16 protein-coding genes and 1 other RNA gene are annotated in these 15,817 nt (G+C 65.9%); 13 read left to right on the top strand and 4 right to left on the bottom strand.

From position 1 onward, the window contains the following. Positions 1–105 precede the first annotated feature (105 nt). From DT603_RS03865 to pepQ, 6 genes are all read left to right on the top strand, one after another. Positions 106–513 carry a VOC family protein gene (locus DT603_RS03865; protein WP_162348539.1) on the top strand — a complete coding sequence of 136 codons (408 nt, stop codon included), beginning with the start codon at positions 106–108 and terminating at the stop codon, positions 511–513. Continuing rightward, entirely contained in the window at positions 510–1,112 is a 603-nt protein-coding gene (gene rdgB, locus DT603_RS16035) for an RdgB/HAM1 family non-canonical purine NTP pyrophosphatase (protein ID WP_162348538.1), read from the top strand. Before DT603_RS03865 ends, rdgB begins: the two co-directional genes overlap by 4 nt. Continuing rightward, positions 1,106–2,260 (top strand): radical SAM family heme chaperone HemW, encoded by a 1,155-nt coding sequence (gene hemW, locus DT603_RS03855; protein ID WP_246191554.1) that lies wholly within the window; start codon positions 1,106–1,108, stop codon positions 2,258–2,260. Before rdgB ends, hemW begins: the two co-directional genes overlap by 7 nt. 81 nt (positions 2,261–2,341) lie before the next feature. Continuing rightward, entirely contained in the window at positions 2,342–4,831 is a 2,490-nt protein-coding gene (locus DT603_RS03850; protein ID WP_162348536.1) for a DUF1631 domain-containing protein, read from the top strand. Beyond that, on the top strand, positions 4,828–5,175 hold the full coding sequence (locus DT603_RS03845; RefSeq protein ID WP_162348535.1) for a PilZ domain-containing protein: 348 nt from the start codon (positions 4,828–4,830) through the stop codon (positions 5,173–5,175). The genes DT603_RS03850 and DT603_RS03845 overlap by 4 nt, the downstream gene beginning before the upstream one ends. 76 nt (positions 5,176–5,251) lie before the next feature. After that, entirely contained in the window at positions 5,252–6,595 is a 1,344-nt protein-coding gene (pepQ, locus tag DT603_RS03840) for a Xaa-Pro dipeptidase (RefSeq protein WP_162348534.1), read from the top strand. Positions 6,596–6,780: 185 nt separating this feature from the next. Here pepQ and DT603_RS03835 read toward each other — a convergent pair whose 3' ends face one another. The 4 genes from DT603_RS03835 to DT603_RS03820 form a co-directional block, all read right to left on the bottom strand. Further along, complete coding sequence (locus DT603_RS03835) at positions 6,781–7,548, bottom strand: TerC family protein (protein WP_162348533.1); 768 nt, start codon at positions 7,546–7,548, stop codon at positions 6,781–6,783. A gap of 127 nt (positions 7,549–7,675) precedes the next feature. Beyond that, on the bottom strand, positions 7,676–8,644 hold the full coding sequence (locus DT603_RS03830; RefSeq protein WP_162348532.1) for a hypothetical protein: 969 nt from the start codon (positions 8,642–8,644) through the stop codon (positions 7,676–7,678). Positions 8,645–8,702: 58 nt separating this feature from the next. Then, on the bottom strand, positions 8,703–10,022 hold the full coding sequence (locus DT603_RS03825) for an aminopeptidase P N-terminal domain-containing protein (RefSeq protein WP_162348531.1): 1,320 nt from the start codon (positions 10,020–10,022) through the stop codon (positions 8,703–8,705). Then, on the bottom strand, positions 10,022–10,564 hold the full coding sequence (locus DT603_RS03820; protein WP_162348530.1) for a UPF0149 family protein: 543 nt from the start codon (positions 10,562–10,564) through the stop codon (positions 10,022–10,024). The genes DT603_RS03825 and DT603_RS03820 overlap by 1 nt, the downstream gene beginning before the upstream one ends. Positions 10,565–10,716: 152 nt before the next feature. On the opposite strand from DT603_RS03820, the gene DT603_RS03815 reads away from it, so the two are divergent. The 7 genes from DT603_RS03815 to rpiA all read left to right on the top strand — a co-directional run bounded on the left by DT603_RS03815 (position 10,717) and on the right by rpiA (position 15,758). After that, positions 10,717–12,969, top strand: coding sequence for a putative bifunctional diguanylate cyclase/phosphodiesterase (locus tag DT603_RS03815; protein ID WP_211368271.1), 2,253 nt, complete (start codon positions 10,717–10,719; stop codon positions 12,967–12,969). Between the two features lie 65 nt (positions 12,970–13,034). Next, complete coding sequence (locus DT603_RS03810; RefSeq protein ID WP_162348529.1) at positions 13,035–13,253, top strand: TIGR02449 family protein; 219 nt, start codon at positions 13,035–13,037, stop codon at positions 13,251–13,253. Beyond that, positions 13,250–13,549, top strand: coding sequence for a cell division protein ZapA (locus tag DT603_RS03805; RefSeq protein WP_162348528.1), 300 nt, complete (start codon positions 13,250–13,252; stop codon positions 13,547–13,549). Before DT603_RS03810 ends, DT603_RS03805 begins: the two co-directional genes overlap by 4 nt. 125 nt (positions 13,550–13,674) lie before the next feature. Then, a non-coding RNA gene (ssrS, locus tag DT603_RS03800) (6S RNA) lies at positions 13,675–13,859 on the top strand. A gap of 153 nt (positions 13,860–14,012) precedes the next feature. Continuing rightward, complete coding sequence (locus DT603_RS03795) at positions 14,013–14,618, top strand: 5-formyltetrahydrofolate cyclo-ligase (RefSeq protein ID WP_162348527.1); 606 nt, start codon at positions 14,013–14,015, stop codon at positions 14,616–14,618. Further along, entirely contained in the window at positions 14,611–15,081 is a 471-nt protein-coding gene (locus tag DT603_RS03790; RefSeq protein ID WP_162348526.1) for an EVE domain-containing protein, read from the top strand. Before DT603_RS03795 ends, DT603_RS03790 begins: the two co-directional genes overlap by 8 nt. Positions 15,082–15,104: 23 nt before the next feature. Then, the gene (gene rpiA / locus DT603_RS03785; protein WP_162348525.1) at positions 15,105–15,758 is read left to right on the top strand and encodes a ribose-5-phosphate isomerase RpiA; all 654 of its coding nucleotides are present in this window, start codon (positions 15,105–15,107) and stop codon (positions 15,756–15,758) included. The last annotated feature ends 59 nt before the right edge of the window (positions 15,759–15,817 follow it).

Here is a 15,817-nt window from a genome sequence, read left to right as displayed (position 1 = left end):
ACCGGTACGAGCGACGCGAGTCGCGATGCCCCTAGACCCTGCGCAACTTCATTGTCGGGAGCTTCGCAACTCGCGTCGCTCCTGCGGGTCCGAAGAAGCCGGAACATGAAACAGACGCTCAGCCTGGTCAGCCTGCTGGTTGACGACTACGACAGGGCCATCGCCCACTACACCGGCGACCTGGGCTTCGAGTTGCTGGAAGACAGTGACCGCGGCGGCGGCAAGCGCTGGGTCCGCGTCGCGCCGCGTGGAAGCACTGAAACAGGCCTGCTGCTGGCACGCGCCAGCAACGCGACCCAACAGGCGCGCATCGGCGACCAGCACGGCGGTCGCGTCGGCCTGTTCCTGCAAACCGACGATTTCTGGCGCGACTACCGGGCCATGCAGTCGCGGGGCGTCGTGTTCGAGGAAACGCCGCGCGAGGAAACCTACGCCACCGTTGCCGTGTTCCGCGACCTGTACGGCAACCGCTGGGACCTGCTGCAAGTCAATGCGCCGGCGGCCACAGCATGAAACTGGTGCTGGCCTCTTCCAATCACGGCAAGCTCGAGGAGCTGCGCGACCTGCTGTCCGGTGAAGGGATCGAGCTGGTCGCGCAAACTGACCTCGGGGTCGACGATGCGGAAGAAACTGGCGCCACCTTCGTGGAAAACGCGCTGCTGAAGGCCCGCCATGCCACCCGCCTTACCGGGCTGCCCGCGCTGGCGGACGACTCCGGCATCTGCGTCGACGTATTGCACGGTGCGCCCGGCCTGTACTCGGCGCGCTACGCCGGCGAACACGGCAACGCGTCGCGCAACATCGACAAGTTGCTGGAGGTGTTGCAGGGAGTCCCGGACGCTGCGCGTGGCGCGCATTTCTACTGCGTGCTGGTGCTGTTGCGCCATGCCGACGACCCGCAGCCGCTGATCGTCGAGGGCCAATGGAACGGGCGCATCCTGCACGGGCGTCGCGGCGACGGCGGGCACGGATACGACCCGGTGTTTTTCGACCCGCAGAAGGGCCAGTCTGCCGCCGAGATGGACCTGCAGCTCAAGAACACCATCAGCCACCGCGGTCAGGCGCTCGCGCTGCTGCGCGGCCGCCTGGGGCAGGCGCTGCGCGGATGCTGATCCCTCCGCTCCTGTCGCTGTACGTGCACCTGCCCTGGTGCGTGCGCAAATGCCCGTACTGTGATTTCAATTCGCACGAAGGCAAGGGCGAACTGCCGTTCGCGGGCTACGTGGACGCGCTGATCCGAGACCTGGACCAGGACCTGCCGCTGGTATGGGGCCGCAGCATCCATTCGGTGTTCTTCGGCGGTGGCACGCCCAGCCTGTTTCCACCGGAACAAATCGACCGTTTCCTGCAGGCCGCCAGCAGCCGCCTGCGCTTCACGCCGAACCTTGAAGTCACCCTGGAGACCAACCCGGGCACCGCCGAACACGGGCGCTTCGACCAGTACCGCAACGCGGGCGTGAACCGGATCAGTTTCGGGATCCAGAGTTTCGACGACGGCTGCCTGCAGCGGCTGGGTCGCATCCACGACAGCGCCGAGGCCGAGCGCGCGGTGAAACTGGCGCAGGACGCCGGCTTCGACAACTTCAACCTGGACCTGATGTACGCCCTGCCCGGCCAGGATGTGGCCATGGCCGAACGCGACCTCGAACGCGCCTTCGCCCTGCAGCCCACCCACATCTCGCATTACCAGCTGACCCTGGAACCCAACACCATGTTCTTCGCCAGGCCGCCGCAGGGCCTGCCCGATGAGGACAGCGCCTGGGACATGCAGGAACACTGCCAGGCGCTGCTGGCCGACGCCGGTTATGCCCAGTACGAAGTCAGCGCCTATGCGCGGCCCGGGCGGCAGTGCGCGCACAACCTCAACTACTGGCGCTTCGGCGACTACCTGGGCATCGGCGCGGGCGCCCACGGCAAGCTGACCCTGGGCGCCGACCAGGACATTCTGCGGCGCTGGAAGACCCGGCATCCGACCGTTTACCAGGGCGAAGCCGGCACGCCTGCCTCGCTGGGTGGCGATGAGCGGATCGCGCCGGAACGGCGGGCGTTCGAATTCATGCTCAACGCGCTGCGACTCAACGAGGGATTCCGGCTATGCGATTTCGAGGCCCGGACCGGGCTCTCACGCGACACCATCCAGGCCCGGATGGACCACGCGGTTGCACGTGGCTGGCTGCAGGTCGACGGCGAACAGGTGTCCCCCAGCGCGCTTGGACGGCGTTTCACCAATGACGTGGTCGGGCTTTTCCTGGAACGGTGATCACCGCCTTGCTGCATTGCGGCGAAGGCGCACCCAAGGGGAATGTGTTAAATAACCGCGTCAGGGGAGTACTTGCAGCGCATGTCCAACACATCGTCCGGAACGCCATCGACGGCTCCGGCGACGATCGCTTCGGCGGCGTCGCTGCCTCCACGCGTGCGCCGCATCCTCGAGGTTTTCATGACCCAGGTTTCGTCCGACCTGGGTGAGCGGATCAACCAGATGCTGGTGGAATACGAGCAGCAGTTGTTCAAGCTGGCCGAACGGGCGCGCAGCAACGAGAAGCAATCGGAGCAGTTCGCCAACCTGCACGCCCTGCGCAAGAGCCGCGCCGACCTGCTGCCGATGTTCCTGGCCGGCCTGGAGGCGGAGGTCGCCGCAGTGCGCCAGCCGCGAGCACCCGAATCCAGCGACGCGCATGAGCGCATCGAGTACCAGACGCTGACCCTGGTGGAAGACGCGGAAATGGACCAGGACATCGTGCTGCGCGAGATCGCGCGACGCCACGATGCTCGCAGCCATACGCCGCTTTACCTGATGGGCCAGCGATTCGGCGTACTGGCCGGCGCGCCTGCATTCGAGCCGGCACAGCTGCCGGTCGGACCACAGGTGCTGTGCAGGGTGCTGCGCGCGGCGGTTGCGGCCGCCTTCGAGATCGACCTGGATTCGCAGTTGCTGCTGTACAAGTCCTTCGACCTGAAGGTCATGGGTGACTACGGCAAATGGATCGAAGTACTCAACAACCTGCTCGCCCAGCAGGGCGTGCTGCCCGGCCTGGTCTATGCACCACAGCGCGCACGCAGCGATCGCGGCAGCGGATCGCGCAGATACGGTGGCGAAGCAATGCCCGCCGATGGCTCGCGACCAATGACCGACTGGTATGGCCACTCGTCCCCGTCGGCCTGGTCGGCGTTCGGGATCGAAGACGCGGGCGCATCGCATGGCGGAGCCGCGCCAGGTCCAGCCGGTGCCGGCGGTGCTGGCAGCGGCACGGCCGGCCATGCAATGGCGCACGCGCAATCTCCCCATGGCGACGCGGACGGCGAAGCCTCTTCTTTCGCCACCCTGCAGCAACTGCTGTCCGGACGGCGTGCGTCCAGCGCTGGCGGCCCTGGCAGTAATGCGACAGGCCAACACGGCGCTACCCCTGCCGGTGGAATGGCGGCGGGCCCTGCAACCGGCCCGCGCGGCGCTTTCTCCGCCGAGGCCCGTTCCGGCGGCCTCACCGTACCCATGTCCACGCACGACGTGCTCAGCACCTTGCGAACCCTGCAGGCCATGCCCGTTTCGGTCACGCCTGGGCAGCCCCGCCGCACCATGATGGACGTGCAGGACACCCTGCTGGCGCAGGTGCGCGAGCAGCACGGACCCAATGCCACGCTGGTCCAGCAGGACGCCGATACCTTCGAGCTGCTGGGCCTGCTTTACAACGAAATCGAGCGCGAGGTGCAGCGCGACGCGCCGGCGGTGGAACTGCTGGTACGCCTGCAGGTGCCGGTCGCCCAGGCCGCCCTGCACGATCGCCAGTTCTTCCTGCGGCCCCAGCATCCGGCGCGCGAACTGCTGAACTCGGTGGCCGAATCCGGCGCCGCCTGGCTGGGCGCGGGCGATGCCGACCCTCAACTGGTGCAGAAGCTGCATCACGCCGTCGAGCGCGTCGTCGCCGACTACAACGGCGACGACGAGATATTCGAAAGCGTCAACAACGACGTGCAGGCGCACTTCCGGGCCATGGCGCGCAAGGCCGAGGTCACCGAGCGCCGGCATGTGGAAGCCGCGCGCGGCAAGGACCGGCTGGAAGTCGCCAAGTTCCGCGCCGCCGAAACCATCGAGCAGGCCCTGCAGGGGCACGCCCCGCAGAAGTTCGTGCAGGCGCTGTTGAACCAGGCCTGGGCCGACGTGCTCACCCTGACCCAGTTACGCAATGGCGAGGATTCGGAGGAGTGGCGCGAACAGGTCGCGATCACCGAGCGCATCGTGGCCACCACCGCCAGCGAAGCCGGGGCCTCCGGCGACGAAGGTGCGCCGCCCCTGGATGCCGAGCTCACCGGGCAGATAGAGACTGCGCTGGTGCAGGTCGGCTACCACGGCGACGAGGCGTCAGCCATCGCACGGCGCCTGTCCAGCGCCGATGGTGAAGACGAAACCACTTCGCGCACCGAACTCACCGCGCGCCTGAAGGCGCGTGCGCGGCTGGGTGAACAGGCCGAGCCCCGCAAGAAGGCCCCGGTCGACCGTTCGCCGCAGGAACAGGAAGCCCACGACTACCTGCGCACCCTGCCGTTCGGCACCTGGTTTGAATTCACCAGCAACCAGCAGGGCGACCTGACCCGCCGGCGCCTGTCCTGGTACAGCCCGATCACCGACAACGCCCTGTTCGTCAACCAGCGCGGCCAGCGCATCGGCGAACAGTCGATGGACAGCCTGGCCCGGCTGATGGCGCGCGGGCAGGTGCGCGTGGTCACCCAGAACAAGAGCCGCCTGATCGATCGCGCATGGCAGGCGACGGTGACTGCCCTGCGCAACCTGGCCGGCGGCGCACCGGCAGCAGCCACGGAAGCCAGCGCATGATGACCGAAGCCCGCCGCGCGCACCGGCGCAACGTGCACGAGTCGGTGACCGTGCTGGACACCATGACCGAGCAGGTACTCGGCCGGGTAGGCAACATTTCCGAATCAGGCATGTTGCTGGTGGCCAGCGGGTCGTTGCGGGAAGACGCGCTGTACCAGCTGCGCTTCGAGATCATCGACCGCACCGGACGCATGGTGGCCATCGATGTGGGCGCCCATGTGGTCTGGATGGGCAGCGCCAATACTCCGGGCCAGAGCTGGGCAGGCCTGCGTTTCCTGACCGTGGAGGAAAGGCAGCTGGCCGTGTTGCGCCACTGGATCGCGCGTCCCGAGGCCCGCCACTGAGGCAGCGCCGCTGCCTTGCACTGCGCGCAAACGCGGCTTGGGTCAAAATCGCGTCATCCCCGATGAGTCTGCCGCGATGATCCAGCCCGATTTCACCGTCCTCTATGCCGCCCACCTGGCCACGATGAAGCAGCGTGCCGACGAGGCCCTGGCGCGCGGTGGCTTCGACCACCTGGTCGTGCCAAGCGGCACCTCGCACTACCAGTTGTTCGATGACCGCGACTACCCGTATGCGGTCAATCCGCAGTTCAAGGCCTGGCTGCCGCTGACCCGCGTTCCCCACAGCTGGCTGGTGTACACGCCGGGCGAGCGGCCGAAGGTGATCTTCCACCAGCCCTTCGACTACTGGCACGTGGTGCCCGCAGCACCCAGCGGCTGGTGGGTGGAACATTTCGATATCCACATCATCCGCAAACCCGAAGACGCGCTGGCGCTGCTGCCCAGGCCCGCCGCACGCTGCGCCATCCTGGGCGAAGCGCAGAGCACGCTGGGCGCCGCAACGGCCGAGCAATACGCGCCCAACAATCCCGATGCGGTGATCAACTACCTGGAGTACCAGCGCTCCTACAAGACCCCGTACGAGATCGCGCTGATGCGCGAAGCGCAGCAGCTTGGCGTGCGCGGCCATCGCGCCGCCGAGGCCGCATTCCGCGAAGGGGCCAGCGAATTCGCCATCCACATGGCCTATTGCAGTGCGGTCGGCCAGGACCTGGGCGAGCTGCCCTACAACAATATCGTGGCCCTGAACGAGCATGGCGCGGTGCTCCATTACACCGAGCTGGGCCGCACCGCACCGGCCCCGGTCCGCAGTTTCCTGATCGATGCCGGCGCCAGCTTCCATGGCTATGCCAGCGACATCACCCGCACCTACGCGATGGACACGACGGGCGAATTCCAGGCACTGATCGATGCCGTGGACTCAGCGCAGGTCGCGATGGCCCAAGGCGTCCGCGCCGGCGTCGACTACAGGCAGTTGCATATCGACGCGCACCTGGCCCTGATGGGCATCCTCAGGGATTTCGGCGTGATCACCGTGTCGCCAGAAGCCGCGCTGGAGACCGGCGTCAGCGCCGCGTTCTTCCCCCATGGCCTGGGCCATCCCATCGGCCTGCAGGTGCATGACGTGGCCGGCTTCGCCGAAACCGACCGCGGCGGCAAGATCGCGCGGCCGCCGGGCCATCCCTACCTGCGCATGACCCGCGTACTGGAGCCCGGCATGGTGGTCACCATCGAGCCAGGCCTCTACTTCATCGACATGCTGCTGGACGAGGTCAGGCAGAACGGCCTCGCCGCCAGCGTGGACTGGGCGCGGGTGGATGCGTTCCGGCCCTATGGCGGTATCCGCATCGAAGACGAAGTGCTGTGCACCGACGGCGATGCGGACAACCTGACCCGGCCGGCCTTCGCAGCCAACGCCTGATCCGGTGTAGGAGCGACGCGAGTCGCGAAACCACGGACCATTGAACCATCACAAGCTTCGCGACTCGCGTCGCTCCTACACCACACCCCTCTTACACCTCTACGAAAATACTCATGGCCCCTTCTCTAAGGGGCTTGCCAAGTCATCGCGATCGCACGTCAGCCGGCGAACGGGCGTTCGGACAATTATTGCCCGCCGCCCGGCGGCAGGTATTTCTCGTGCAATTTCACCGGGGCGATGCGCGCAGCGGCGCTGCGCCTGCGGATCCACAGGTTGATCAGCTCGACGAAGACCGAGAACGCCATCGCCGCGTAGATGTAGCCCTTGGGAATATGCTGGCCAAAGCCGTCTGCGATCAGCACCAGGCCGATCATGATCAGGAAGCTGAGCGCCAGCACCTTGACGGTCGGATGCCGCTCGACGAAGTCGCCGATCGGCTTGGCGAACCCGATCATGAAGGCGATCGAGATCAGGATCGCGGTCACCATGACCCAGCGTTGTTCGACCATCCCCACCGCGGTGATGATGGAATCGAGGGAGAACACCACGTCCAGCAGCATGATCTGCACGATCACGCCCATGAAACTCGCCGCTGCGCCGGGAGTGACCTGCTCCGATGCTCCTTCGAGTTTCTGGTGGATCTCATGGGTGGCCTTGCCGATCAGGAACAGGCCGCCGCCGATCAGGATCAGGTCGCGCCACGAAAAGTCATTGCCGAACAGGAAGAACAGCGGCGCAGTCAGGCCGATGATCCAGGAAATCACCAGCAGCAGCGCCAGCCGGGTAATGGCTGCCAGGGCGATGCCCAGCTTGCGGGCCTTGTCGCGCTGGTGCTCGGGCAATTTGCCGGCCAGGATCGAGATGAAGATGATGTTGTCTATGCCCAGCACCAGCTCCAACGCGGTCAGCGTGGCCAATGCGATCCAGATTTCGGGATTGGCGAGTGATTCCATGTATATCCAGTGGTTGAAACCTAAAGAGGCGCGAGTTTATTGCAGACCGGTGTTTTCGGCACGTGACACCCTGGCCCTGCTGGCGCCGGCGGCTTGAAAAACCCTGCCTTGCAACGGTGGACGCGCCCTATTTCCCGTCAGGGACGAGCGAATGCACCCCGTCGTTGTAGCTGACCGGCACAAATCCGTAACGTCGGGCGCCGTTGCTGGATGATTCGTAGGGTTTGGTACGCAGGTTGCGCGCCGACTGCATCAGCCCACGGGCGGCGAGGGGCGCAGGCAACGCTTCGATCAGTTCGATGTTCTCGGCCCGCCCACCCGCGGGTGCGCCTCGATAAAGGTACAGGCCCATCGCCGGGGAAAAGGGTTGGGGTGCATCGGGCAGGATTTCCTTGCGTTGCTGGTTCTCGGCGCTGATCTGCAGCCCTTCCCCGGATGCGACGGTCGAACCGCTTGCCGGATTCCATCCCGCTCCCGAATCCAGCGCGTCGAACAACATCGTGTCCAGCACGACACCACGGGCGACACGCAGCTCGTTGAACCATTGTTTGCCCAAAGCGCTGGCGTCCCGGGCCTTGGGCATGATCCTGTAGCAACGTCCGATCAGATAGGCCTGGTAGGAGGTGTACTGGTATTGCTCGTCGCGCGTGCGCAGCGGGCGGCTCCGCGACTGGCGGTCATGCTCACGGTCCAGCACTATCCAGGCCTGCGCCCACTGCATGGCCGGCCTGGCATTGCCCGCGGCCAGCTCCAACTCGGCCAGCGAGGCCAGCGCCAGCAAGGGACAGTTCCTGGATTCGACGCATTTTTCAAGCCAGTGGCGCGCCGTTTCCTCGTCTCGCTCGACCAGGCGCGCGGGATGGTCCATGCCATGCCGGTACAGCGCGCCCAGGATGAAGGCGGGATAGCCCTGGCCGGATTGGGCCAGCCCGACCAGCTTCAGCATCGAGGCCTGGCGCGTGGCCGGGTCCGCATCGGCGGAAAGCAGCGCTTCCAGTTCCGCAGGGGGCATGGGTTCGACGACCGCAGGCTGTGCGTACAGGCGCCAGGGCAAGAGCAAGACCGATGCCAGCAACAGGCTGTGCAGTGGATTCATCGCGCCAATCCTTATGGGGTGAACGCCTTCCCTGCGGCGAAGGTCATGCCGGCCTTGCTCAATTCATCAGGCTTTCCAACTCGTCGGCACTGCGCGCCAACGCGTCGGTCAGGACATGGTGGCCATCTCCGGTAATCAGCACGTCGTCCTCGGTGCGGATGCCGATTCCACGCCACTTGGCATCCACGGTCGTGTCGTCAGCCGATACATAGAGTCCGGGCTCGATGGTGAAGACCATGCCGGGCTCCAGCATCCGCGACTCGCCCGCCAGCCGGTAGTCGCCCACGTCGTGCACGTCCAGGCCCAGCCAATGGCCGGTCTTGTGGCGGTAGAAACGCTTGTACTGGCCGCTGGCGATGTTCTTCTCCAGCTTTCCTTTCAAAAGACCAAGTTGCAGCAGGCCTTCGGTCAGGGTCTCCACGGCGGCGGCGTGACCTGCCTCATACGCGATTCCCGGCTGGGCTTTCGACAAAGCAGCGGCCTGCGCGGCACCGACCAGATCATGCAACGCGCGCTGTTCCTTCTTGAAGCGGCCGTTGACCGGGAACGTACGCGTGATGTCCGACGCATAGCCGCGGAACTCGGCGCCGGCATCGATCAGCACCAGCTCGCCATCGGCTGCGCGCGCGTTGTTGGCGCGGTAGTGCAGGACGCAGGCATTGCGGCCTGCACCCACGATGCTGCCGTACGCCGGCCAGGCATCATTGGCGCGGAACACCCGCTCCAGGTCGGCCTGCAATTCGTATTCATGGATGCCCGGGCGCGAGGCGCGCATGGCGATTTCATGCGCCTGCACGCTGATATCGGCCGCGCGCTGCATCAGCTTGATCTCGTCCCTGGACTTGAACAGACGCAGCTCGTGCAGCAAGTGTCCCAATTCAAGGAATTCGTGCGGCGGCTGCGCGCCATGCCGGACCTGCTCGCGCACGCGGTTGACCCAGCCGATCAGCTTGAGGTCGAACTCGGCGTCACGGCCGAAGTGGTAGTAGACGCGCGAACGACCCTCCAGCAGGCCGGGCAGGATCTCGTCCAGGTCCTCGATGGGATAGGCGTCATCCATGCCGAACTGGTCGACGGCGCCTTCCTGTCCGGCCCGCGGGCCGTCCCAGCCTTCACGTTCCAGGTCGCGTTCGCGGCAGAACAGCAGCGCCTCGCCATGCTTGCGCCCGGGGACCAGCACCAGCACGGCGTCGGGCTCGTTGAAGCCGGTCAGGTACCAGAAATCGGAATCCTGGCGATACGGGTAGTGGGTATCGTGGCTGCGAACGCGTTCCGGGGCCGCTGCCAGGATCAGGATCGCGTCGTCGGTGGACATCCGCATCAGCTGCTTGCGGCGGCGGGCGAACTCGGCAGCGGAAATGCCGGTCGACGCTTTCATCAGTTCAGGCTCTGGCGGTGGCGTGGCGCCAGTACGCAGTCCCCATGCAGCAGCAGCACCGCGACGCGGACGAATTCCTCGATCTCGGCCAGGGCGTGCTCGTCCTCGTCGTCGTCGCTGCTTTCGGGTGCGGCCTGCGCAAGCCGCGCCAGGTCATGCAAGGCCTCTTCGGCTTCCTCCGACAGCGGCGGCTTGGCGCCGGCCGACAGGCCGAAGCCACCCAGGAAGGCCCGGCACCAGTCGAACAGCGCATCGGCCCTGTCGTTCAGCGACTCGCCAATCTCCGGCAGCAGCAGTTCGAAACCGAAGCCCCGATCCTCGAGTTGCGCCACGCTGGCCTTGCGCAGTTCGTCGAGCGGGCCGTCGGCTTCAGGCGCCGACAGGGCATCGTCGGCAAGTACTTTCGCGGGCCAGTTCGCGGCATCCTCACCTCCCCCGCACAACCATCCACACAGGGCGCCATGCAATTCGGAAGGATCGGCACCCAGCCCGGCGCGGAGAGAGGCCTGGGCAACGTCGGCGATAGGGGGAAGTTCGGCCATTCAACGGATTCCACACGACGGGCAGGACAACCGGAGCCCGGGCAGAAAGTGTAGCAATGAAAAACCCGGCGGGCCGCTTGTTGTCCGGCGTGCGGCGTGCCTACACTCGGTACTCTGACGGCCTCGGCGCCGCAGCGAGGCTGAGATTACCCATGCTATCGACCGCCGCCCTCGCCCTGGTCAACCAGGCTGCGCCTTCCCCCGCGCGCCTGCTGGCGATGCTGGTGGCGCTGGGGTTGCTGGCGGCAGTGGCGGCGATCGCCACGCGGCGCTATTGGCGACCGCAACCGCGGGTAGCGCCGGAGGCTCCACGCACCGAGTCGCAGCGCGAACGCGACGAGCACCTGAAACTGGCCCTGTGGGCATCGGGCGAGCACTTCTGGGACTACGACCTGGTCCATCGGCGCATGCACCGCATGCGCGCCGACGAAAACGCCACCCATTCGGCCCAGATCACCCTGCTGACGCGGCAGGGCGATGTCCCCGCCATCCACGAACAGGACATGCCACTGGTCATGCAGCGCCTGCGCAGCCACCTGCAGGGAGACACCCCCCTGTTCATGTCGGAACACCGCATGGACCTGGCCGGTACCGGCCACTGGACGTGGGTGCGCGCACGCGGCCGCGTGGTCGAACGCGATGCCGACGGCCGCCCGTTGCGCATAGCCGGTACCGCGCGCGACATCACCGCCAGCCGCAATGCCGAATACGAGCACCGCATCGCCAGCGAAGTCATGCGCAGCATGAGCGAGGCGGTGGCCGTGCTGGACTGGGACTACAACTTCGTGGCCATCAACCAGGCCTTCACCCGCATCACCGGCTACGCCGACGTGGAGGTCATCGGCAGGCAGGTCACGCTGCTGGACAGCGACCAGCACGAGAAGTCGCTGTTCGAACACATGCGCGCCCAGCTCGATCGCGACAGCCGCTGGTCGGGCGAAGTATGGAAGGTGCGCAAGGACGGCGAGGAAATCCTCTGCAAGATCGAGACCAACGTGGTACCCGATGCCAGCGGGCAGCGCCGCCTATATGTCATGGTCCTCAACGACATCACCGAGCAGAAGCGCGCCGAACAGGAACTGCGCTACCTGGCCAACTACGACACGCTGACCAGCCTGCCGAACCGTTCGCTGTTGTCCGAACGCCTGTCGCGCGCCATCGTGCGTGCGCGCCGCGAAAACGGGCGCGTCGCCGTGCTCTTCATCGACCTGGACCGCTTCAAGGACATCAATGACTCGCTGGGCCATGCCACCGGCGACCGGATCCTGCGCGCGGCCGCCGCCCGCGTGCAGCAGACCGTGGGCGCGCAGCACACGGTGGCCCGCCTCAGCGGTGATGAATTCACTGTGGTGCTGGAGGACATCGCCTCGTTCGAGGAAGCCGAGGACATCGCCGAGCAGATCATCAACGCCTTCCGTCTGCCACTCAGCTTCGGCGACCGCCTGGAACTGGCGGTTTCTCCCTCGATCGGCATCAGCCTTTACCCCGACCATGCCCAGGTGCCGACCGACCTGCTCAAGCACGCCGATACCGCCATGTACCAGGCCAAGGCCGCCGGGCGGCATACCTACCAGGTGTATTCGGAGGCGATGGACGAGAAGACCCGGCATCGCGCCATCCTGGCCAGTGCATTGCGACGCGCACTGGAAAACAATGAACTGTCGCTGGTGTTCCAGCCGCGGCTGTCGCTGACCCGGCAGCGAATCACCGGCGCGGAGGCACTGATGCGCTGGCGCAGCAAGGAGTTCGGCGATGTCTCGCCATCGCAGTTCATTCCGTTGGCCGAAGAATCCGGGCAGATCCTGGAGATCGGTGCCTGGGCACTGCGCGAAGCCTGCCTGACCTTGCGCGGCTGGCACGAACAGGGTCTGACCGACCTGACCGTCGCGGTCAATGTCTCCGCGCTGCAGCTGCAACGCGGCGACCTGTCCGACGTGGTCGCCCAGGTCCTCGGCGAAACCGGCTTGCCGGCCCATTGCCTGGAGCTGGAGTTGACCGAAAGCGTGATCATGGCCAACCCCGAGAAGAACGCCGACACCCTGCGCGCATGCCGCGCGCTGGGCGTATCCATTGCCATCGATGACTTCGGCACCGGCTATTCCTCCCTGGCCTACCTCAAGCGCCTGCCGCTGACCACGCTGAAGATCGACCAGGAGTTCGTCGGCGATCTGACCCACGATAGCGATGACGAAGCCATCACCAGCACCATCATCAACATGGGCCATTCGCTGTCGCTCAACGTGATCGCCGAAGGCGTGGAAACAGCGGCCCAGCTGCAGTTCCTGCGCGACCATGGCTGCGACGAGGTCCAGGGCTACTGGATTTCGCACGCCCTGGTGGCTGACGAGTGCCTGCGCTTCATCCGCGAGTACGGCGTGGACCACGCCATCAAGGTCGCCTCCTGACCCGGCAAGCCCGGCGCCTCGCCAACGCTTGACCGCCTGCCCGGCGCGCCCCTATCGTGGCCGCCATGGATATTGAAGCCGCCGAACAGCTCCGCACCCTGGCCGCGCGCATACAGGAACTGGCCGAGCGCTGCCACCGCCTGGCGGATGAGAACCGCAGCCTGCGCACGCAGCAGGAGCAACTGGTGGGCGAGCGTTCACAGCTGCTTGCCAAGAACGAACAGGCCCGCTCGCGGGTGGAAGCCATGATCACGCGCCTGAAATCGCTGGAGCAACACACGTGAGCAGCACCGAGACGGTCAGCGTCCACATCCTGGAACGTGAATACACCATCGGTGTAGAAGCAGGCGAGCGCAGCAGCCTGATGGCGGCGGCCAAACTGCTGGATGGCAAGATGCGCGAGGTCCGCGGCAGCAACAAGATGGCCGCGGTCGATCGCGTGGCGGTGCTGGCCGCGCTGAACCTGGCGCACGAGCTGCAGCAATTGCGCGACGAATGCAGCGCGCGCGACGGCGAGTTGTCGCGCGCCCTCGGCGAATTGCACCGCAAGCTGGACGGCGTCCTGGACGCACCACGCTGAGCGGAGTATTCCCCGCGCATGCTGCGCGGTTTGGAAACTGCATGTGCGTTGGGCCATGCACCGCGAATGAACCGGAACCGACGAACGGACTTTGCATTTTTCCCGACATCGCTATACTGGCCGCGCATCCTCTGCCGTGAACGACGGCATGCAAAACATTCGCCTTGTCCCTTAATTACGACCACGGGAAGGGAACGGAAGCCGGGAGTGCATGTCCGCCTCGTTGCGGAAAGCCCGATGGCCCCCAACTCTTCCCACTTGAACCCACGGTTCAAGGTCGTTTCGCAGGCATCGTCATGGCGGAGGGTGTATTCCTCTCCAGGATCCATCGTCGCCGACGATGTTTCCTCAGGGTCCAGGTACAGCCTGGATCTCACACGCGCGCATGATTCGTCTGCGCCCGGCCCGGTTTCGCGGCTTGGCTTAGAATCCCGCACATGAAGACTGCAGCGCGCAACTCCTGATGCCCTCCGACCCGACGACGCCCGACCGCGCCAGCTTGCGCGGCGACCTGCGTGCGCAACGTCGCGCCATTCCCGCCCCGCAACGCATTGCCGCCGCCGATGCCCTGGCCAACCGCCTGCTGGCGCTCGCCTTTGCGCCTGCCCGTGGCTACGTGGCTGGCTACTGGGCCATGGACGGTGAGATCGCGTTGCACAGCTGGCAACTGCGCCTGCCGCGCGAGACCGTGTATTGCCTGCCCGTCCTGCATGACGACAACACGCTGCGATTCGCGCCATGGCGTCCGGGCGATGGCCTGGTGACCAATCGCTTCGGCATTCCCGAACCCGATATCGCGCCGTCCTCGGCGCTGCCTGCCGAGGCGCTGTCGCTGGCGGTGATGCCGCTGGTCGGGTTCGATGGCGACGGGCACCGGCTGGGAATGGGAGGCGGCTGGTACGATCGCAGCTTCGCATTCCGCAACAGGGACATGCCGCCGCCGTGGCTGGTCGGCGTGGGCTTCGACGCCCAGCAGGTCGGGCAACTGCCACTCGAATCCTGGGACGTGCTGCCCGACGCCATCTGCACCGAAACCCGAACCCTGCTGGCCGAGCCCCGCCATGACTGACCGCAAGCGCTATTGGTTGATGAAATCCGAGCCGGATGCCTTCTCCATCGATGACCTGCGGAAGGTTGGCGTCGAACCCTGGAACGGGGTGCGCAACTACCAGGCGCGCAATTTCATGCGCGATGGCATGCAGGTCGGCGACGGCGTGCTGTTCTACCACTCCAACTGCGCGGTGCCGGGGATTTCCGGGATTGCAAAGGTGGCGAGCAAGGCCTACCCGGATGAAACCCAGTTCGACCCCAAGAGCCATTACCACGACCCCAAGGCCACGCGCGAGGAACCGCGCTGGATGCTGGTGGATGTCGCCTTCGAACGAAAACTCAAGCGCGTCATCCCACTTGAGGAGATCAAGCAGCACGCCGATGTACTGGGCGAGGGTTTCGCCCTGACCAGCAAGGGCAGCCGGCTGTCGGTGATGCCGGTCACTGCGGCGCAATGGAAACTGTTGTTGTCCCTCGAATAACCTGACTACCGGGAACTACCGACGTGTCGCAGAACGAAGCAAAACGCCTGGCCGCCGAAAAAGCCATCGAGTACGTGGAAGACGGGATGATCGTTGGCGTGGGCACCGGTTCCACCGTGGCCTTTTTCATCGACGCGCTGGGCCGCATCAGGCACCGCATCGCTGGTGCGGTGTCCAGCTCCGAGCAGAGTACTGAACGCCTGCGCGCGCATGGCATCGAGGTCATGGAGCTCAACAACACCGGCGAGCTTGCCCTGTACGTGGACGGCGCCGATGAGTGCGATCCGCACAAGCGCCTGATCAAGGGCGGCGGCGCGGCCCTGACCCGGGAAAAAATCATTGCCGAGGCCAGCAGGCAATTCATCTGCCTGATCGACCCCAGCAAGCAGGTGCCGGTCCTCGGCCGGTTCCCGCTGCCCGTTGAAGTGATACCCATGGCCCGCAGCCTGGCCGCGCGCCGGATCCTGGCCCTGACCGGTGGCCAGCCGGTCTGGCGCGACGGCGTGGTCACCGACAACGGCAATGTCATCCTCGATGTGCATGGGCTGTCCATCACCGACCCGGTGACGCTGGAAAACGAACTCAACCAGATCCCAGGCGTGGTCAGCGTCGGCCTGTTCGCGCGCCGCCCGGCCGACGTGGTGATCGTCGGCGGCGAGCCACCGCGCGTGCTCTGAACGCCGCGGGCCTGGCGGATTCCACACGCTGCCGGCCCGGCTGGTTTCTCCAGGCCTGA

The organism is Pseudoxanthomonas gei, from assembly GCF_010119615.1.
Taxonomy (GTDB): domain Bacteria; phylum Pseudomonadota; class Gammaproteobacteria; order Xanthomonadales; family Xanthomonadaceae; genus Pseudoxanthomonas_A; species Pseudoxanthomonas_A gei.
The sequence above is the reverse complement of the archived record's forward strand: the minus strand, read 5'-3'. Positions and strand labels throughout refer to the sequence as shown.